The organism is Streptomyces sp., assembly GCF_031181555.1.
In the GTDB taxonomy this organism is placed as follows: domain Bacteria; phylum Actinomycetota; class Actinomycetes; order Streptomycetales; family Streptomycetaceae; genus Streptomyces; species Streptomyces fimbriatus.
This window is the reverse complement of the sequence record NZ_JAPSKQ010000146.1, coordinates 1-16,112: the sequence shown is the minus strand read 5'-3', so window position 1 is coordinate 16,112 and position 16,112 is coordinate 1. Positions and strand designations below refer to the sequence as shown.

The following is a 16,112-nucleotide window of genomic DNA, read 5'->3' as shown; positions in this document are numbered from 1 at the left end:
CCCCGGTTTCCCCGCTGTGCGGAACGGGCCGACTTTCTGTCCGTTCCTGACCGCACGGGGAGCCCTGTTCTCACTCCTGGCGGCCCACTTCGGTAACTCGGCGCTTATGGACGGGCTCTGTCTGTCACCCTGTCGGCATCGATCGAGGAGTATTCGTACGAACTGCCCGGGGAGCTGTGCATGGGGGCCATTCCGACGCAACGGGAGACCGCCTCGCGTGCCTCCGAGGCGCGGGAGTGCGCGCGGGTGGACACGGCCCTGCCCGGGAGCGCCCTCGCCCCGGGCTCCGCACGTGCCCTGCTGCGCAAGGCGTTCACCGAGTGGGCGGAACTCGGACTGCCCGGCGCCGAACACCTCACCGGCCGCGTCGGTGACGACGTCACGCTGATCGCCAGCGAACTCGTCACCAACGCCGTCGTGCACGCCGGGACGGACGTGCACCTGACGTGTCGGCTGGAGGAGACCGGCGCGCTCGTCGTCGAGGTCGCCGACCGGCACCCCTCCCGCGCCCCACGCGGCACCGAGCCGGAGGCCTCACTGCACGACGCCCCGGAGTACGGGCGCGGCCTGCCGCTCGTCGCCGCGCTCTCCGAGGCCTGGGGGATCACGTACCGTCCGGGCACCAAGACGGTGTGGGCGCGGCTGCCCGCCGGGGGGTGCGCGGCGGGCGATCGGATCGACGCGTACGCCGGGGAGCACGCGCTGGCGCGGGAGCTGAGGGCGGCGGAGATCCTCGCGCCCGAGCCACCACGGGCGGAGCAGGGCGCGGACGGCCCCCACGACCGGCCGGACACCCCGGACGCGCTCTTCCCCGGTACCCGGGGCCTGCCCGGCCACCGGGAGGGACCCGGCGCCCGGGACACCTGGCGGGGCGGCTCGTACGGGGACGACTGGCTCGCCCGGCGCCGGCGGCGCGACGGGGCCTGGCTGGGGCGCGGGGCCCTGTCCTTCCTCGCCGAGGCCTCCGACCTGCTCGCCGGCCAGCTGGACGAGGACCTGGTCGCCGCGCTCACCGGACAGCTGATCGTCCCCCGGCTGGCGGACTGGTGCGCGGTGTGGCTGGAGGACGAGACCACCGGCCACGGCGGCTGGGGCGGCGACGGGGCCTGGGGCGGCGGTGCCCGGCTGACCCGGGTGTGGCACGCCAGTGAGAACCGCATCGAGGAACTGCGCCGGGCCCTGGACCGGAACCCCCCGCAGCCCGCCGACCCGGTGCACCCGGGCCCCGTCCCCTACCCCTGGCCGGACACGGCGCTCGACACCCCCGACGGCACCGGCCCGATCCCGGACGCCCACCACCCGTCCGCCACCGCGCCCGGTACGGCTCTCGCCTACCGTCTCGTCGCCGGCGGGCGGCCCCTGGGGACCCTGGTGATCGGGCGGACCGGGATCGACCGGTTCCCCGACGAGATCACCGGGCTCGTGGAGGACCTCGGCCGACGCGTCGCCCTGGCCATCGGCGCCGCCCGGCAGTACGCCCGTCAGGCCACCATCAGCGCCGTGCTCCAGCGCGGACTGCTGCCCGGTGCCGTCGCCGAGATCCCGGGCGTGCGCAGCGCCCTCGTCTACGAGCCCTGCGACAAGGGCGGACCGAGCGGCGACTTCTACGACCTCTTCCCCGCCGGCCGGGGCCGCTGGTGCTTCGCCGTGGGCGACGTCCAGGGCAAGGGCCCGGAGGCCGCCGTCGTCATCGGGCTGGCCCGGCCCTGGCTGCGGCTGCTCGCCCGTGAGGGCTACCGCGTCGCCGACGTCCTCGACCGCCTCAACCAGCTCCTCCTCGACGACGCCACGGAGGCCGCCGACGCCGCCGCCCGCGCGCTGGTGGCCGCGGGCGCCCGTCCCACCGCCCCCGGCGACGGCCCGCAGACCCGCTTCCTCTCCCTCCTCTACGGCGAACTCGTCCCCTTCGACGGCGGCGTCCGCTGCACCCTCGCCTCCGCGGGGCACCCCCTGCCCCTGCTGCTCGCCCCCGACGGCACGGTCCGCACCGTCGCCCAGCCGCAGACCCTGCTCGGGGTCGTCGAGGACGCCACCTACACCAGCGAGACCTTCGAACTGCGCTCCGGCGACACCCTGCTCTGCGTCACCGACGGCGTCACCGAGCGGCGCTCCGGCACCCGCCAGTTCGACGACGGCGACGGGCTGGCCACGGCCCTGGCGAGCTGCGCGGGCCTGGACGCCGACCTGATAGCGGAACGCATCCAGCGCCTGGTCCACGAGTTCGGGGCGCGCCCGCCCGCGGACGATCTCGCGCTGCTGGTGCTCCAGGCGGAGTGAGACGCAGGCCACGGAACAGGTGCGGGACAATGGAGCACATGCCTTCCGCACTCCCCGACGGCGAGCCCGTCCCCGCCGACGGCGCGCTGCCCGCGTCCGCGCTCGCCGGGGCCGCCGACCGCCCCCTCGGGTTCTACCTGCACGTCCCGTACTGCGCGACCCGCTGCGGCTACTGCGACTTCAACACCTACACCGCGACCGAGCTGCGCGGCACCGGCGGAGTGCTGGCCTCCCGCGACAACTACGCCGAGACCCTGATCGACGAGGTCCGCCTGGCCCGCAAGGTCCTCGGCGACGACCCGCGCGAGGTCCGCACGGTGTTCGTCGGCGGCGGCACGCCCACCCTGCTGGCCGCCGACGACCTGGTACGGATGCTGGGCGCGATCCGCGACGAGTTCGGACTGGCGGCGGACGCCGAGATCACCACGGAGGCGAACCCGGAGTCGGTCGACCCGGCCTATCTGGCGACCCTGCGGGCCGGCGGCTTCAACCGGATCTCCTTCGGCATGCAGAGCGCCCGGCAGCACGTGCTGAGGATCCTCGACCGCACCCACACCCCCGGCCGCCCCGAGGCGTGCGTCGCCGAGGCCCGCGCGGCGGGCTTCGAGCACGTCAACCTCGACCTGATCTACGGCACCCCCGGCGAGTCCGACGACGACTGGCGGGCCTCGCTGGACGCGGCCCTCGGTGCCGGGCCCGACCACGTCTCGGCGTACGCGCTGATCGTCGAGGAGGGCACACAGCTGGCCCGCCGCATCCGGCGCGGCGAGGTCCCGACGACCGACGACGACGTGCACGCCGACCGCTATCTCATCGCCGAGGAGACCCTGTCGGCGGCGGGCCTCGCCTGGTACGAGGTGTCGAACTGGGCCACCTCCGAGGCGGCCCGCTGCCTGCACAACGAGCTGTACTGGCGCGGCGCCGACTGGTGGGGCGCGGGACCCGGTGCCCACAGCCACGTCGGCGGCGTGCGCTGGTGGAACGTGAAGCATCCCGGGGCGTACGCGGCGGCGCTGGCGGCGGGGCGGTCGCCGGGGGCGGGCCGTGAGGTCCTGTCGGACGAGGACCGGCGGGTGGAGCGGATCCTGCTGGAGCTACGGCTGGAGGAGGGGGTTCCTCTTTCCCTTCTCCGTGCGGAGGGGCTGGCGGCCGCCCGGCGTGCTCTGGCGGACGGTCTGCTGCGGCAGGGGGCGTACGACGAGGGCCGTGCGGCCCTCACCCTGCGGGGGCGGTTGCTGGCGGACGCGGTGGTGCGGGACCTGGTGGACTGAAGGGTCATCCCCGCTTCGGCGGGGAGCAGGCACTGCTCGGCCGTGCGGACGAGCTGATCGACGGACCGTCTGCGCAGCAGCGGAGAGCAGCCCACCGGGTCCGATCCGTCGACGACCGGACGGCGTTCAGGGCGCGGTCACGTGATCGATGAGTCGTTCCACACTGCCCAGCAGCTCCGGCTCCAGGTCCTTGTACGACCCCACCCGCGCCAGGATCGCCTGCCACACCGCGCCGGTGTTCTCCGACGGCCAGCCCAACGCCCGGCACACCCCCGTCTTCCAGTCCTCCCCCCGCGGCACCCGCGGCCACTCCGGGATGCCCACGGCCGCCGGCTTCACCGCCTCCCAGATGTCGATGTAGGGATGGCCCACCACCAGGGCGTGCTCGCTCGTCACCGACTCGGCGATGTGCCACTCCTTGCTGCCCGGGACCAGGTGGTCCACCAGGACGCCGAGGCGGGCGTCCGGGCCGGGGGCGAAGTCCTCGACGACGGACGGCAGGTCGTCGACGCCCTCCAGGTACTCCACGACCACGCCCTCGACGCGCAGGTCGTCGCCCCACACCTTCTCGACCAGCTCGGCGTCGTGCCGCCCCTCGACGTAGATGCGCCCCGCGCGGGCCACACGCGCGCGTGCGCCGGGGACGGCCACCGAACCGGATGCCGTACGGGTGGGACGCACCGGACCCGAGGCGGGCCTCACGAGCGTCACCGCACGGCCCTCCAGCAGGAAACCGCGCGGCTGGAGCGGGAACACGCGGTGCCTGCCGAAGCGGTCCTCCAGGGTCACCGTGCCCGCCTCGCAGCGGATCACCGCGCCGCAGAAGCCGGTGCCGGGCTCCTCCACCACCAGGCCGGGCTCGGCCGGGACCTCCGGTACCGGCTGCGGCTTCTTCCACGGAGGGGTCAGATCGGCGGAGTACTGGCGCATTCTCATGACGATAGGAGGAGCCCGCCCGCCGCGATCAGCGCGACACGCCGAAACGGGCCGCCAGGGCGTCGCGTTGGGCCCGGACGAACGCCGCGTCCACCACCGCTCCGTGACCGGGGACGTACCGGGCGTCCTCGCCGCCCAGTTCCAGCAGCCGGTCCAGGGCGGCCGGCCAGTGGGACGGCACGGCGTCGGGGCCCGCCTGCGGTTCGCCCGACTCCTCCACCAGGTCGCCGCAGAAGACCACCCCCGGGTCGCCGGGGACCAGCACCGCGAGATCGTGGGCCGTGTGCCCCGGGCCCACGTTCGCCAGCAGCACCTGCCGGCCGCCGCCCGGATCGAGGTCGAGCGTCCGCTCGCCGCGCACCGCGTGGTGCGGGCGGACCAGCGCGTCCGCGGCCTCCTCCGCCGCCCGCGCGTCCAGTCCGTGGCGCACCGCGTCCGCGCGCAGTTCCTCCCGCCCGCGGCCCGTCAGCGCCGTGTCCGTCCCCACCGCGCCGAACACCTCCGCGCCCGCGAACGCCGCCGCCCCGAGGACGTGGTCGAAGTGGGGGTGGGTGAGCGCGAGATGCGTCACACGGCGGCCGGTGAGCGCCTGCGCCTCGGCCCGCAACCGTGCGCCCTCGCCCAGGCTCGAACCCGCGTCGACGAGCAGGACGGCGTCCGTCCCGACGACGAGCCCCGCCGTGCAGTCCCACACCGGCAGCCGGCACCGCCCCACCCCGGGCGCCACTTGCTCCCATCCCGACTCTTCCCAAGTCACGGTCATACCGGGACGCTATCCGGGACGACGCCGTACAGCGCGACGGGCCGGTACCGGCCTTGCCGGGGGCGTACCCCCCGGCCGTACACTGGGCCGGGGAAGTCTGGCACTCGGGTGCGAAGAGTGCCAGGAACGTTACGGGGCGAAGGCTACTGGAGGTGTGCGCGATGCTCAGTGAACGCAGGCTCCAGGTGCTGCGCGCCATCGTCCAGGACTACGTCGGCACCGAGGAGCCCGTCGGTTCCAAGGCCCTCACCGAGCGGCACAAGCTCGGCGTCTCCCCGGCCACCGTGCGCAACGACATGGCGGCGCTGGAGGAGGAGGGCTACATCGCCCAGCCGCACACCAGCGCCGGGCGCATCCCCACCGACAAGGGCTACCGGCTGTTCGTCGACAAGCTCGCCGGCGTCAAGCCGATGAGCCCGCCGGAGCGGCGCGCCATCCAGAACTTCCTCGAGGGCGCCGTCGACCTCGACGACGTGGTGGCCCGGACGGTGCGGCTGCTCGCGCAGCTGACCCGGCAGGTCGCCGTCGTGCAGTACCCGTCGCTGACCCGTTCGACGGTGCGGCACGTGGAACTGCTGTCCCTCGCGCCCGCGCGCCTGATGCTGGTGCTGATCACGGACACCGGCCGGGTCGAGCAGCGCATGGTCGACTGCCCGGCGCCGTTCGGCGAGGCGTCCCTGGCGGATCTGCGCGCACGGCTCAACAGCCGGGTGGCGGGGCGCCGGTTCACCGACGTGCCGAGCCTGGTGGAGGACCTCCCGGAGGCCTTCGAGGCCGAGGACCGCGGTACTGTCTCGACGGTGCTCTCCACTCTCCTGGAGACGCTCGTCGAGGAGAACGAGGAGCGGCTGATGATCGGCGGCACCGCCAATCTCACCCGCTTCGGACATGACTTCCCCCTCACGATCCGGCCCGTCCTGGAGGCGCTGGAGGAGCAGGTCGTGCTCCTCAAGCTGCTCGGCGAGGCGAAGGATCCGGGCGTGACCGTCCGCATCGGTCACGAGAACGCCCACGAAGGACTCAACTCCACGTCCGTCGTGTCGGTCGGCTACGGTTCGGGCGGCGAGGCTGTCGCCAAGCTCGGCGTGGTCGGACCGACCCGCATGGACTACCCGGGAACGATGGGAGCGGTACGCGCAGTGGCACGGTACGTCGGACAGATCCTGGCGGAGTCGTAGTGGCCACGGACTACTACGCCGTACTCGGCGTGCGCCGCGACGCGTCGCAGGAAGAGATCAAGAAGGCCTTCCGGCGGCTCGCCCGCGAGCTGCACCCGGACGTCAACCCCGATCCGAAGACCCAGGAGCGGTTCAAGGAGATCAACGCCGCTTACGAGGTGCTGTCGGACCCGCAGAAGAAGCAGGTCTACGACCTCGGCGGCGACCCGCTCTCGCAGTCCGGCGGCGCCGGCGCGGGCGGCTTCGGGGCCGGTGGCTTCGGGAACTTCTCCGACATCATGGACGCGTTCTTCGGCACGGCGTCGCAGCGCGGGCCGCGCTCGCGCACCCGCCGGGGCCAGGACGCGATGATCCGCATCGAGGTCGAGCTCGACGAGGCCGCGTTCGGCACGACCAAGGACATCCAGGTCGACACGGCGATCGTCTGCACCACCTGCAGCGGCGAGGGCGCCGCGCCGGGCACCAGCGCGCAGACCTGCGACATGTGCCGCGGCCGCGGTGAGGTGTCGCAGGTCACGCGGTCCTTCCTCGGCCAGGTCATGACCTCGCGCCCGTGCCCGCAGTGCCAGGGCTTCGGCACCGTCGTCCCCACCCCGTGCCCGGAGTGCGCCGGCGACGGCCGGGTCCGCTCCCGGCGGACCCTGACGGTCAAGATCCCGGCCGGTGTCGACAACGGCACCCGGATCCAGCTCGCCGGCGAGGGCGAGGTCGGGCCCGGCGGCGGTCCCGCCGGTGACCTGTACGTCGAGATCCACGAGCTGCCGCACCCGCAGTTCCAGCGGCGCGGCGACGACCTGCACTGCACGGTCACCCTCCCGATGACCGCGGCGGCCCTCGGCACCAAGGTGCCGCTGGAGACGCTGGACGGCATGGAGGAGGTCGACATCCGGCCCGGCACCCAGTCCGGCCAGTCGATCCCGCTGCACGGCCGGGGCGTCACGCATCTGCGCGGCGGCGGCCGGGGCGACCTCGTCGTCCACGTCGAGGTCCAGACCCCGACCAAGCTCGACCCCGAGCAGGAGCGGCTGCTCAGGGAGCTGGCCAAGCTCCGCGGCGAGGAACGCCCGCAGGGCCAGTTCCAGCCGGGGCAGCAGGGCCTGTTCTCCCGGCTGAAGGACGCGTTCAACGGGCGCTGAGCCCCGCCGGCCCCGGGGCCGGTGACCCGTCGGAAGTGGCGTGCGCCAAGGGGAAGGGCCGATTCGGGTTTGTGTGGGGGACGTGACAACATGCCGTCATGTCCTCCGCACTGACCGATCTCTTCCCGCACCCGATCGTGCAGGCTCCCATGGCGGGCGGTGTCTCCGTGCCGCAGCTGGCCGCCGCCGTGTCCGAGGCGGGCGGGCTCGGTTTCCTCGCCGCCGGGTACAAGACCGCGGACGGGATGTACCAGGAGATCAAGCAGCTGCGGGGACTGACCGGCCGGCCCTTCGGCGTCAACCTCTTCCTGCCCCAGCCGGAGACGGCCGATCCCGCCGCCGTCGGCGTCTACGCCCACCAGCTGGCCGGGGAGGCCGCCTGGTACGAGACCGAGCTGGGCGACCCCGACAGCGGCCGCGACGACGGCTTCGACGCCAAGCTCGCCGTCCTCCTGGACGATCCGGTGCCGGTGGTGTCGTTCCACTTCGGCGTGCCGGCCCGCGAGGTCCTGGACTCCCTCCGCCGCGTCGGCACGCTCACCCTGGTCACCGCCACCACCGCGGAGGAGGCCCGGGCCGTCGAGCGGGCCGGCGCGGACGCGGTGATCGCCCAGGGCGTCGAGGCCGGCGGTCACCAGGGCACCCACCGGGACGTCCCGGAGGCGGACGGCTCCGGCGTCGGACTGCTGTCCCTCGTCGCCCAGGTCCGGGAATCCGTCGGCATCCCGGTCGTCGCCGCCGGCGGCGTCATGCGCGGCGGCCAGATCGCCGCGGTGCTCGCGGCCGGCGCCGCCGCGGCCCAGCTCGGCACCGCCTTCCTCGCCACCCACGAGTCCGGCGCGCACGCCCTGCACAAGCAGGCACTGACCAACCCCCTGTACGTCCGCACCGAGCTGACCCGGGCCTTCTCCGGCCGCCCGGCCCGCGGCCTGGTCAACCGCTTCCTGCGCGAGCACGGCCCGTACGCGCCCGCCGCCTACCCGGACGTCCACCACCTCACCGCACCGCTGCGCAAGGCCGCCGCCGGAGCCGGGGACGCGCAGGGCATGGCGCTGTGGGCGGGACAGGGCCACCGGATGGCCCGGGAGCTGCCCGCCGGGCAGCTGGTGGAGGTGCTGGCCGCCGAACTGGCCATCGCCCGGACGGCGTTGTCGGCGGGAGGTGCCCGATGACCGCACCGGTGTTCGTCGTCGACCACTTCGGCACGGACGGCGCGGGCCGTTACGTGCTCGACGGCCCCGAGGGCCGGCACGCCGTCTCCGTGAAGCGGCTGCGGGCCGGGGAGGCCGTCGTCCTCACCGACGGCGCGGGCCGCTGGGCCGAGGGCGAGGTGGACGGCACGGAGGGCAAGGACCGCCTGATCGTGACGCTCGGTGACGTCACCGAGGAGCCCGCGGAATCCCCCCGCCTGACCGTCGTCCAGGCGCTGCCCAAGGGCGACCGGGGCGAGCTGGCCGTGGAGACGATGACCGAGGTCGGTGTCGACGCGATCGTGCCGTGGTCGGCGGCGCGCTGCATCACGCAGTGGAAGGGCGAGCGGGGGCTGAAGTCCCTCGCCAAGTGGCGGGCGACGGCCCGCGAGGCCGGCAAGCAGTCCCGCCGGGTGCGCTTCCCCGAGGTCGCGGACGCAGCGACGACCAAGCGGGTTGCCTCACTTCTGGCCGACGCCGACTTCGCCGCCGTCCTCCACGAGAGCGGCACCGAACCCCTCGCGACCGCCGAACTCCCCGCCTCCGGCGACATCGTGCTGGTCGTCGGACCCGAAGGCGGGGTCTCGCCGGAGGAGTTGGAGCTCTTCGCGCAGGCCGGCGCCAAGCCCTACCGGCTGGGCCGCAGCGTCCTGCGCACGTCCACCGCCGGCACCGCGGCGGCGGCCGTCCTCCTGGCCCGCACGGGCCGCTGGTCCTGACGGCCCCGGCCGGCCGCCCGCCGCGCGACGGGCGGCGACCGCCGGGAACAGTTCCCAGCCGTCCAGCTCCGCGGGCCCGGTGAGCAGCCCGCGCCGGGCCGCCTCGTCGACGAAGGCCCGTACGACACCGGGCTCGTGCAGGTTGAGCGCCGCGTGCCCGCCGACGGCCACGGCCCCCGAATGCAGGAAGCCGTCGGGGACGAGGCGCCCCTCGCCGCCCCGGAACACCAGACGGGTCGTCGTGTTGTCCCGGGTCAGCGCGAGCACTTCCCGGCAGGGCCCCTCGGTGCTGTGCCGGTGACGCACCGACCACAGGTAAGTGACCGTTTCGCCCGCGGTGGTTCCGTCCACGACGAGCCTCCTCGACCGGCGTCCGCTGCGCATCGGTCCAAGGTAGTGCGGAGTGGCCGTATGCGCCCTACCGCCTCGGTGGTGGCGATGGCAGGCTGCCGTCCATGGGGGCGTTGATGAACAAGGTGCGGCGTGGGGTGCGGTGGCGTCGGCCGGTGGTGGTCGCCGGGTTCGTCGTGGCCGCCGTGGGCGGGGCCGTGGCGTGCGAGCCGGGCGGGCTGAGTTCCGCGGCGATCGCGTACACGACCGACGAGACCGTGACCGAGGAGCTCAACCGGCAGAAGGCCGGGGTGCGGTGGCTCAGCTGCACCGCGTCCTTCGGCGACAAGGAGGGCTCGTCCTCCGCGTCTTCCGGGAGGGAGGACACCGTCGCCTCCGTCGACTGCCGGGGGGAGACCGAGGACGGCAAGGAGATCACCGTCACCGGGAAGGTCACGCACGCCGTGAACGGTTCCTGCGTGCGCGGGGACATCACGGCCGAGGTGGACGGCAAGCAGTGGTTCCGGGTCGAGGGTCTCGGCGACTGCGACGCCACCAGCCCGCCACCGGTGGGCGAACCCCCGAAGGGCGGACCGGACCCCACCGTCACCGTGACCGTCACGACGACGGTGTGGTGCGACCAGTACCCCTCGTGTCGCCCGGTCGAGGGCAAGTGATCCAAACCTCTGTCCAGGCCGCGGGCGCTTGCGTAGGGTGATCGGGTGACACAGTCTGCATCGGTCGCATCCGCCGCGTATCTCCGGTTCCCGCACCTGCACGGCGAGTTGGTCGCCTTCACCGCCGAGGACGACGTGTGGCTCGCGCCGCTCGACGGCGGCCGGGCCTGGCGGGTCAGCGCCGACAACGTGCCGGTGAACCAGCCCCGCATCTCGCCCGACGGCACCACCGTCGCCTGGACCTCCACCCGCGACGGCGCCCCCGAGGTGCACATCGCGCCGGTCGCCGGCGGACCCGCCAAGCGCCTCACGTACTGGGGGAGTCGCAGGACCCAGGTGCGCGGCTGGACCCCGGACGGACAGGTGCTGGCGCTCAGCACCCACGGCCAGCCCAGCCTGCGCCGCACCTGGGCCCGCGCCGTCCCCCTGGACGGCGGTCCGGCCGCCACCCTGCCCTACGGCCCGGTCGGCGACGTCGCCTTCGGGCCCCACACCGTGCTGCTGTCCGCGCCGATGGGCCGCGAGGCCGCCTGGTGGAAGCGCTACCGGGGCGGCACGGCGGGCAAGCTGTGGATCGACCGGGGCGTTCGCGACGACGGGGAGGGCGCGGGCGAGTTCGTCCGCCTGCACGACGGTCTCGACGGGAACATCGAGTACCCGCTGTGGGTGGGGGACAGGGTCGCCTTCCTCTCCGACCACGAGGGCACCGGCGCCCTGTACTCCTCCCTCGCCGACGGATCCGACCTGCGCCGGCACACCCCCCTCGGGGGCTTCTACGCCCGGCACGCCGCCACCGACGGCACCCGGGTCGTCTACTCCAGTGCCGGTGAACTGTGGCTGCTGGACGACCTCGACGGCGCCGAGCCGCGCCGCCTCGACATCCGGCTCGGCGGGCAGCGCGTCGACCTCCAGCCGTTCCCGGTGAACGCCGCCCGCTGGTTCGGCTCCGCCTCCCCCGACCACACCGCCCGAGGCAGCGCCGTCTGCGTGCGCGGCACCGTCCACTGGGTCACCCACCGCTCCGGCCCCGCCCGCGCGCTCGCCGCGACCCCGGGCGTACGGGCCCGCCGCCCCCGCACCTTCCGCGCGGACGGCGAGGAGTGGGTGGTGTGGGTGACGGACGCCGAGGGCGACGACGCCCTGGAGTTCGCCCCCGCCACCGGCCTCGCCCCGGGCGCGACCCCGCGCCGCATCGCCGCCGGCCGGCTCGGCCGCGTCGTGGAACTCGCCATGGCCCCCGACGGCAGCCGCGCCGCGGTCGCCTCGCACGACGGCCGCGTCCTGCTCGTCGAGCGCGAGACCGGCGAGGTCCGCGAGGTCGACCGCAGCGAGGACGGCGACGTCTCCGGGCTGGTCTTCTCACCCGACTCCGCCTGGCTCGCCTGGTCCCACCCCGGCCCGCGCCCGCTCAGCCAGCTCCGCCTCGCCAACACCACCGACCTGTCGGTCACCGAGGCGACCCCGCTGCGCTTCCAGGACTACGCGCCCGCCTTCACCCTCGACGGCAAGCACCTCGCCTTCCTGTCGACCCGCTCCTTCGACCCGGTCTACGACGAGCACGTCTTCGACCTGGCCTTCGTGGAGGGCGTCCGCCCGTACCTGATCACCCTCGCGGCGACCACCCCGTCCCCGTTCGGCCCGCAGCGGCACGGCCGCCCCTTCGAGACACCGGACCGGGAGGAGACCCCCGACAGCGAGGGCACCCCCACCACCCGGATCGACCTGGAAGGCCTCGCCGACCGGATCGTGCCGTTCCCCGTCGAGGCCGCCCGCTACACCAACCTGCGCGCCGCCAAGGACGGGGTGCTGTGGCTGCGGCACCCGGTGCGCGGGGTGCTCGGCGCCTCCCGCGCCACCCCCGACGACCCCGACCCCAAGACCGACCTGGAGCGCTACGACCTCGCCCAGCAGCGCATCGAGCACCTGGCCGTGGACGCCGACCACTTCGAGGTCAGCGGCGACGGCAAGCGGGTGCTGCTGTGGACCGACGGGCGGCTCAAGGTCGTCCCCAGCGACCGGCGCGCGTCGAACGACGACGACAGCGACACCAACATCACCGTCGACCTCGGCCGGGTCCGCCAGTTCGTCGACCCGGCCGCCGAGTGGCGGCAGATGTTCGACGAGACCGGCCGCATCATGCGGGACAACTTCTGGCGGGCGGACATGAACGGCGTCGACTGGGACGGCGTCCTCGACCGCTACCGTCCCGTCCTCGACCGCCTCGCCACCCACGACGACCTCGTCGACCTGCTCTGGGAGGTGCAGGGCGAGCTCGGCACCTCGCACGCCTACGTCACCCCGCGCGGCGGATACGGCGACGGCGCCCGGCAGGGCCTGCTCGGCGCGGACCTCTCCCGCCACGAGGACGGCACCTGGCGCGTCGACCGCATCCTGCCCTCCGAGACCTCCGACCCCGACGCCCGTTCCCCGCTCGCCGCGCCCGGCGTCGCCGTCCGCCCCGGCGACGCGATCGTCGCGGTCGCCGGACAGCCGGTCGACCCGGTGACCGGGCCCGCCCCGCTGCTGGTCGGCACCGCGGGCAAACCGGTCGAGCTGACCGTCTCCCCGGCCGGCGGCGGCGACCCGCGCCACGCGGTCGTCGTCCCCCTCGCCGACGAGGAACCGCTGCGCTACCACGCCTGGGTCACCGACCGGCGCGCCTACGTCCACGAGAAGTCCGGCGGCCGCCTCGGCTACATCCACGTCCCCGACATGCAGGCGCCCGGCTGGGCGCAGATCCACCGCGACCTGCGCGTCGAGGTGCTCCGCGAGGGCCTGATCGTGGACGTGCGGGAGAACCGCGGCGGGCACACCTCCCAGCTCGTCGTGGAGAAGCTGGCCCGGCGGATCGTCGGCTGGGACATGCCGCGCGGCATACGGGCGGAGAGCTACCCCCGGGACGCGCCCCGCGGTCCCGTCGTCGCCGTCGCCAACGAGTTCTCCGGCTCCGACGGCGACATCGTCAACGCGGCGATCCGCGCCCTCGGCATCGGCCCGGTGGTCGGCACCCGCACCTGGGGCGGTGTGATCGGCATCGACAGCCGCTACCACCTGGTCGACGGCACCCTCGTCACCCAGCCCAAGTACGCCTTCTGGCTGGAGGGGTACGGCTGGGGCGTGGAGAACCACGGCGTCGAGCCCGACGTGGAGGTGGTGCAGCGCCCGCAGGACCACGCGGCGGGGAGGGACGCACAACTGGACGAGGCGGTCCGGCTGGCGTTGGCCGCGCTGGAGGAGACGCCGGCGAAGGTGCCGCCCGCGCTGGACTGACCGTCCCGATACCATGCCCCCGTACGCGATCACCCGGTTCGAGGAGGCCGCATGGCAGGGGAACCGCAGGACGACTGCCTGTTCTGCAAGATCGTCGCGGGGACCATCCCGGCGACGATCGTCCGGGAGACGGAGACGACCGTCGCGTTCCGCGACATCAACCCCCAGGCGCCCACCCACGTCCTGGTGATCCCGAAGGCGCACCACAGGGACGCGGCGGCCCTCGCCGCCGCCGCGCCCGAGCTCGCCGCGGACGTGCTGCGCGAGACGCAGGCCGTCGCGGACGACGAGAAGCTGGAGAGCTACCGCACCGTCTTCAACACCGGCACCGGCGCCGGCCAGACCGTCTGGCACGCGCACGCCCACGTCCTGGGCGGCCGCGGCCTCGAGTGGCCTCCCGGGTAAGCCGCCTTGTCCGTCCGCGAACTGGTGGTGCTCGGCACCGCGAGCCAGGTCCCCACCCGACACCGCAACCACAACGGCTACCTGCTGCGCTGGGACGGCGAGGGCATCCTGTTCGACCCCGGCGAGGGCACACAGCGCCAGATGCTGCGCGCCGGGGTCGCCGCGCACGACCTGAACCGCATCTGCGTCACCCACTTCCACGGCGACCATTCGCTCGGCCTCGCCGGGGTGATCCAGCGCATCAACCTCGACAAGGTCCCGCACGAGGTCACCGCCCACTACCCGCGCTCCGGGCAGCGCTTCTTCGACCGGCTGCGGTACGCCACCGCCTACCGCGAGACCGTCGCCCTCACCGAGGCCCCGGTCGACGCGGACGGCCCGCTGGCCACCACCCCCGGCTACACGCTGGAGGCGCGCAGGCTCTCGCACCCCGTCGAGTCGTTCGGCTACCGCCTGCTCGAACCCGACGGCCGGCGCATGCTGCCCGACCGGCTCGCCGCGCACGGCATCACGGGCCCGGACGTCGGCCGCATCCAGCGCGAGGGCACGCTCGGCGGCGTCTCGCTGGAGGACGTCAGCGAGGTGCGGCGCGGGCAGCGGTTCGCGTTCGTCATGGACACCCGGCTCTGCGAGGGCGTGTACGCGCTCGCCGAGGGCTGCGACATGCTGGTCGTCGAGTCGACCTTCCTCGACGAGGACGAGGAACTCGCCGTCGAGCACGGCCATCTGACCGCCGGCCAGGCGGCCCGGGTGGCGCGCGACGCGGGCGTACGGCATCTCGTCCTCACCCACTTCAGCCAGCGCTACTCCGACCCGGCGGAGTTCGAGCGGCAGGCACGGGCCGCCGGGTACGACGGGGACCTGACCGTGGCGCACGATCTGCTGAGGGTGCCGCTTCCGAAGCGTCGGTGAAACACCCGTACGATATTTCGATGCCCATACCGAAAGCCGAACTGCACCTTCATATCGAAGGCACCCTCGAACCCGAGCTCGCCTTCGCCCTCGCCGCGCGGGGCGGTGTCGAGCTGCCCTACGCCGACACCGACGCGCTCCGCGAGGCCTACCGGTTCCAGGACCTGCAGTCCTTCCTGGACCTGTACTACGAGCTCATGGTGGTGCTGCGCACCGAGCGGGACTTCGAGGACCTCGCCGACGCCTACCTCGCCCGCGCCGCCGCGCAGGGCGTGCGGCACGCGGAGATCTTCTTCGACCCGCAGGCGCACCTGGCGCGCGGCGTCGGCATGGACACGGTGGTCGAAGGGCTGTGGCGGGCGCTGGGCCGCAGCGAGGAGACGCACGGCGTCTCCACCCGGCTGATCATGTGCTTCCTGCGCGACGAGTCCGCCGAGTCGGCGATGGCCACCCTGGAGGCCGCCAAGCCCCACCTGGACCGCATCACCGGCGTCGGCCTCGACTCCGCCGAGGTCGGGCACCCGCCGGTGAAGTTCCGCGAGGTGTACGAGGCCGCCGCCGCACTCGGCCTGCGGCGCGTGGCGCACGCCGGTGAGGAGGGGCCGCCCCGGTACATCACCGAGGCCCTGGACGTCCTCGGCGTCGAACGGATCGACCACGGGCTGCGCTGCGTGGAGGACCCGGCGCTGGTGCGGCGGCTGGTGCGCGAGCGCGTCCCGCTCACCCTGTGCCCCCTGTCGAACGTCCGGCTGCGCACGGTGGACACCCTCGCCGACCACCCGCTGCCCGCGATGCTCGACGCCGGTCTGCTGTGCACGGTCAACTCCGACGACCCGGCCTACTTCGGCGGCTACGCCGGGGACAACTTCGACGCGGTGCGCGAGACGCTGGGCCTCGGCCCGGAGCGCCTGCGCGAACTGGCCCGCAACTCCTTCCTCGCCTCCTTCCTGGACGACGACGAGGAGCGGCGGGCCCGGTACCTGGCCGAGGTGGAGGCGTACGACTTCGGCCGGCCGTAGGCACCGGGCGCCCGGAACCCGGACGCCCG

13 protein-coding genes are annotated in these 16,112 nt (G+C 74.1%); 11 read left to right on the top strand and 2 right to left on the bottom strand.

Annotated elements, in window-relative coordinates:
* Positions 1–180: 180 nt before the first annotated feature.
* Together RIM90_RS24450 and hemW are read left to right on the top strand one after the other, a co-directional pair.
* Positions 181–2,277, top strand: coding sequence for a SpoIIE family protein phosphatase (locus RIM90_RS24450; RefSeq protein ID WP_309062915.1), 2,097 nt, complete (start codon positions 181–183; stop codon positions 2,275–2,277).
* Between the two features lie 38 nt (positions 2,278–2,315).
* Positions 2,316–3,548, top strand: a complete 1,233-nt coding sequence (gene hemW, locus RIM90_RS24445) for a radical SAM family heme chaperone HemW (RefSeq protein WP_309062914.1) — start codon at positions 2,316–2,318, stop codon at positions 3,546–3,548.
* A gap of 126 nt (positions 3,549–3,674) precedes the next feature.
* On the opposite strand, the gene RIM90_RS24440 is transcribed toward hemW, so the two are convergent.
* Entirely contained in the window at positions 3,675–4,478 is an 804-nt protein-coding gene (locus RIM90_RS24440) for a DUF3097 domain-containing protein (RefSeq protein ID WP_309062913.1), read from the bottom strand.
* Between the two features lie 34 nt (positions 4,479–4,512).
* Positions 4,513–5,247, bottom strand: a complete 735-nt coding sequence (locus tag RIM90_RS24435) for an MBL fold metallo-hydrolase (protein ID WP_309062912.1) — start codon at positions 5,245–5,247, stop codon at positions 4,513–4,515.
* A 161-nt stretch (positions 5,248–5,408) separates the two neighbouring features.
* Here RIM90_RS24435 and hrcA point away from each other — a divergent pair, with 161 nt between their 5' ends.
* From hrcA to RIM90_RS24390, 9 genes are all read left to right on the top strand, one after another.
* Positions 5,409–6,425 carry a heat-inducible transcriptional repressor HrcA gene (hrcA, locus tag RIM90_RS24430; protein WP_309062911.1) on the top strand — a complete coding sequence of 339 codons (1,017 nt, stop codon included), beginning with the start codon at positions 5,409–5,411 and terminating at the stop codon, positions 6,423–6,425.
* Entirely contained in the window at positions 6,425–7,561 is a 1,137-nt protein-coding gene (gene dnaJ, locus RIM90_RS24425; RefSeq protein WP_309062910.1) for a molecular chaperone DnaJ, read from the top strand. Before hrcA ends, dnaJ begins: the two co-directional genes overlap by 1 nt.
* A gap of 98 nt (positions 7,562–7,659) precedes the next feature.
* Positions 7,660–8,733, top strand: a complete 1,074-nt coding sequence (locus RIM90_RS24420; RefSeq protein WP_309062909.1) for a nitronate monooxygenase — start codon at positions 7,660–7,662, stop codon at positions 8,731–8,733.
* Positions 8,730–9,470: a 16S rRNA (uracil(1498)-N(3))-methyltransferase gene (locus tag RIM90_RS24415; RefSeq protein ID WP_309062908.1), complete on the top strand. Its 741-nt coding sequence runs from the start codon at positions 8,730–8,732 to the stop codon at positions 9,468–9,470. Before RIM90_RS24420 ends, RIM90_RS24415 begins: the two co-directional genes overlap by 4 nt.
* A 455-nt stretch (positions 9,471–9,925) precedes the next feature.
* Positions 9,926–10,477: a hypothetical protein gene (locus tag RIM90_RS24410; RefSeq protein WP_309062907.1), complete on the top strand. Its 552-nt coding sequence runs from the start codon at positions 9,926–9,928 to the stop codon at positions 10,475–10,477.
* A 108-nt stretch (positions 10,478–10,585) separates the two neighbouring features.
* A complete protein-coding gene (locus tag RIM90_RS24405) occupies positions 10,586–13,747 on the top strand; it encodes a S41 family peptidase (protein ID WP_375165536.1) in 3,162 nt (1,053 codons plus the stop codon).
* A 51-nt stretch (positions 13,748–13,798) separates the two neighbouring features.
* On the top strand, positions 13,799–14,152 hold the full coding sequence (locus tag RIM90_RS24400; protein ID WP_309062905.1) for a histidine triad nucleotide-binding protein: 354 nt from the start codon (positions 13,799–13,801) through the stop codon (positions 14,150–14,152).
* Between the two features lie 6 nt (positions 14,153–14,158).
* A complete protein-coding gene (locus tag RIM90_RS24395; protein WP_309062904.1) occupies positions 14,159–15,064 on the top strand; it encodes a ribonuclease Z in 906 nt (301 codons plus the stop codon).
* 20 nt (positions 15,065–15,084) lie between these two features.
* Positions 15,085–16,083 carry an adenosine deaminase gene (locus tag RIM90_RS24390; protein WP_309062903.1) on the top strand — a complete coding sequence of 333 codons (999 nt, stop codon included), beginning with the start codon at positions 15,085–15,087 and terminating at the stop codon, positions 16,081–16,083.
* The last annotated feature ends 29 nt before the right edge of the window (positions 16,084–16,112 follow it).

Excerpts from the sequence above, each read along its gene's own strand:
- RIM90_RS24450 (WP_309062915.1), top strand. The coding sequence starts at position 181 with ATGGGGGCCATTCCGACGCAACGGGAGACCGCCTCGCGTGCCTCCGAG.
- hemW (WP_309062914.1), top strand. The coding sequence starts at position 2,316 with ATGCCTTCCGCACTCCCCGACGGCGAGCCCGTCCCCGCCGACGGCGCG.
- RIM90_RS24440 (WP_309062913.1), bottom strand. The coding sequence starts at position 4,478 with ATGCGCCAGTACTCCGCCGATCTGACCCCTCCGTGGAAGAAGCCGCAG.
- RIM90_RS24435 (WP_309062912.1), bottom strand. The coding sequence starts at position 5,247 with ATGACCGTGACTTGGGAAGAGTCGGGATGGGAGCAAGTGGCGCCCGGG.
- hrcA (WP_309062911.1), top strand. The coding sequence starts at position 5,409 with ATGCTCAGTGAACGCAGGCTCCAGGTGCTGCGCGCCATCGTCCAGGAC.
- RIM90_RS24420 (WP_309062909.1), top strand. The coding sequence starts at position 7,660 with ATGTCCTCCGCACTGACCGATCTCTTCCCGCACCCGATCGTGCAGGCT.
- RIM90_RS24415 (WP_309062908.1), top strand. The coding sequence starts at position 8,730 with ATGACCGCACCGGTGTTCGTCGTCGACCACTTCGGCACGGACGGCGCG.
- RIM90_RS24410 (WP_309062907.1), top strand. The coding sequence starts at position 9,926 with ATGGGGGCGTTGATGAACAAGGTGCGGCGTGGGGTGCGGTGGCGTCGG.
- RIM90_RS24400 (WP_309062905.1), top strand. The coding sequence starts at position 13,799 with ATGGCAGGGGAACCGCAGGACGACTGCCTGTTCTGCAAGATCGTCGCG.
- RIM90_RS24390 (WP_309062903.1), top strand. The coding sequence starts at position 15,085 with ATGCCCATACCGAAAGCCGAACTGCACCTTCATATCGAAGGCACCCTC.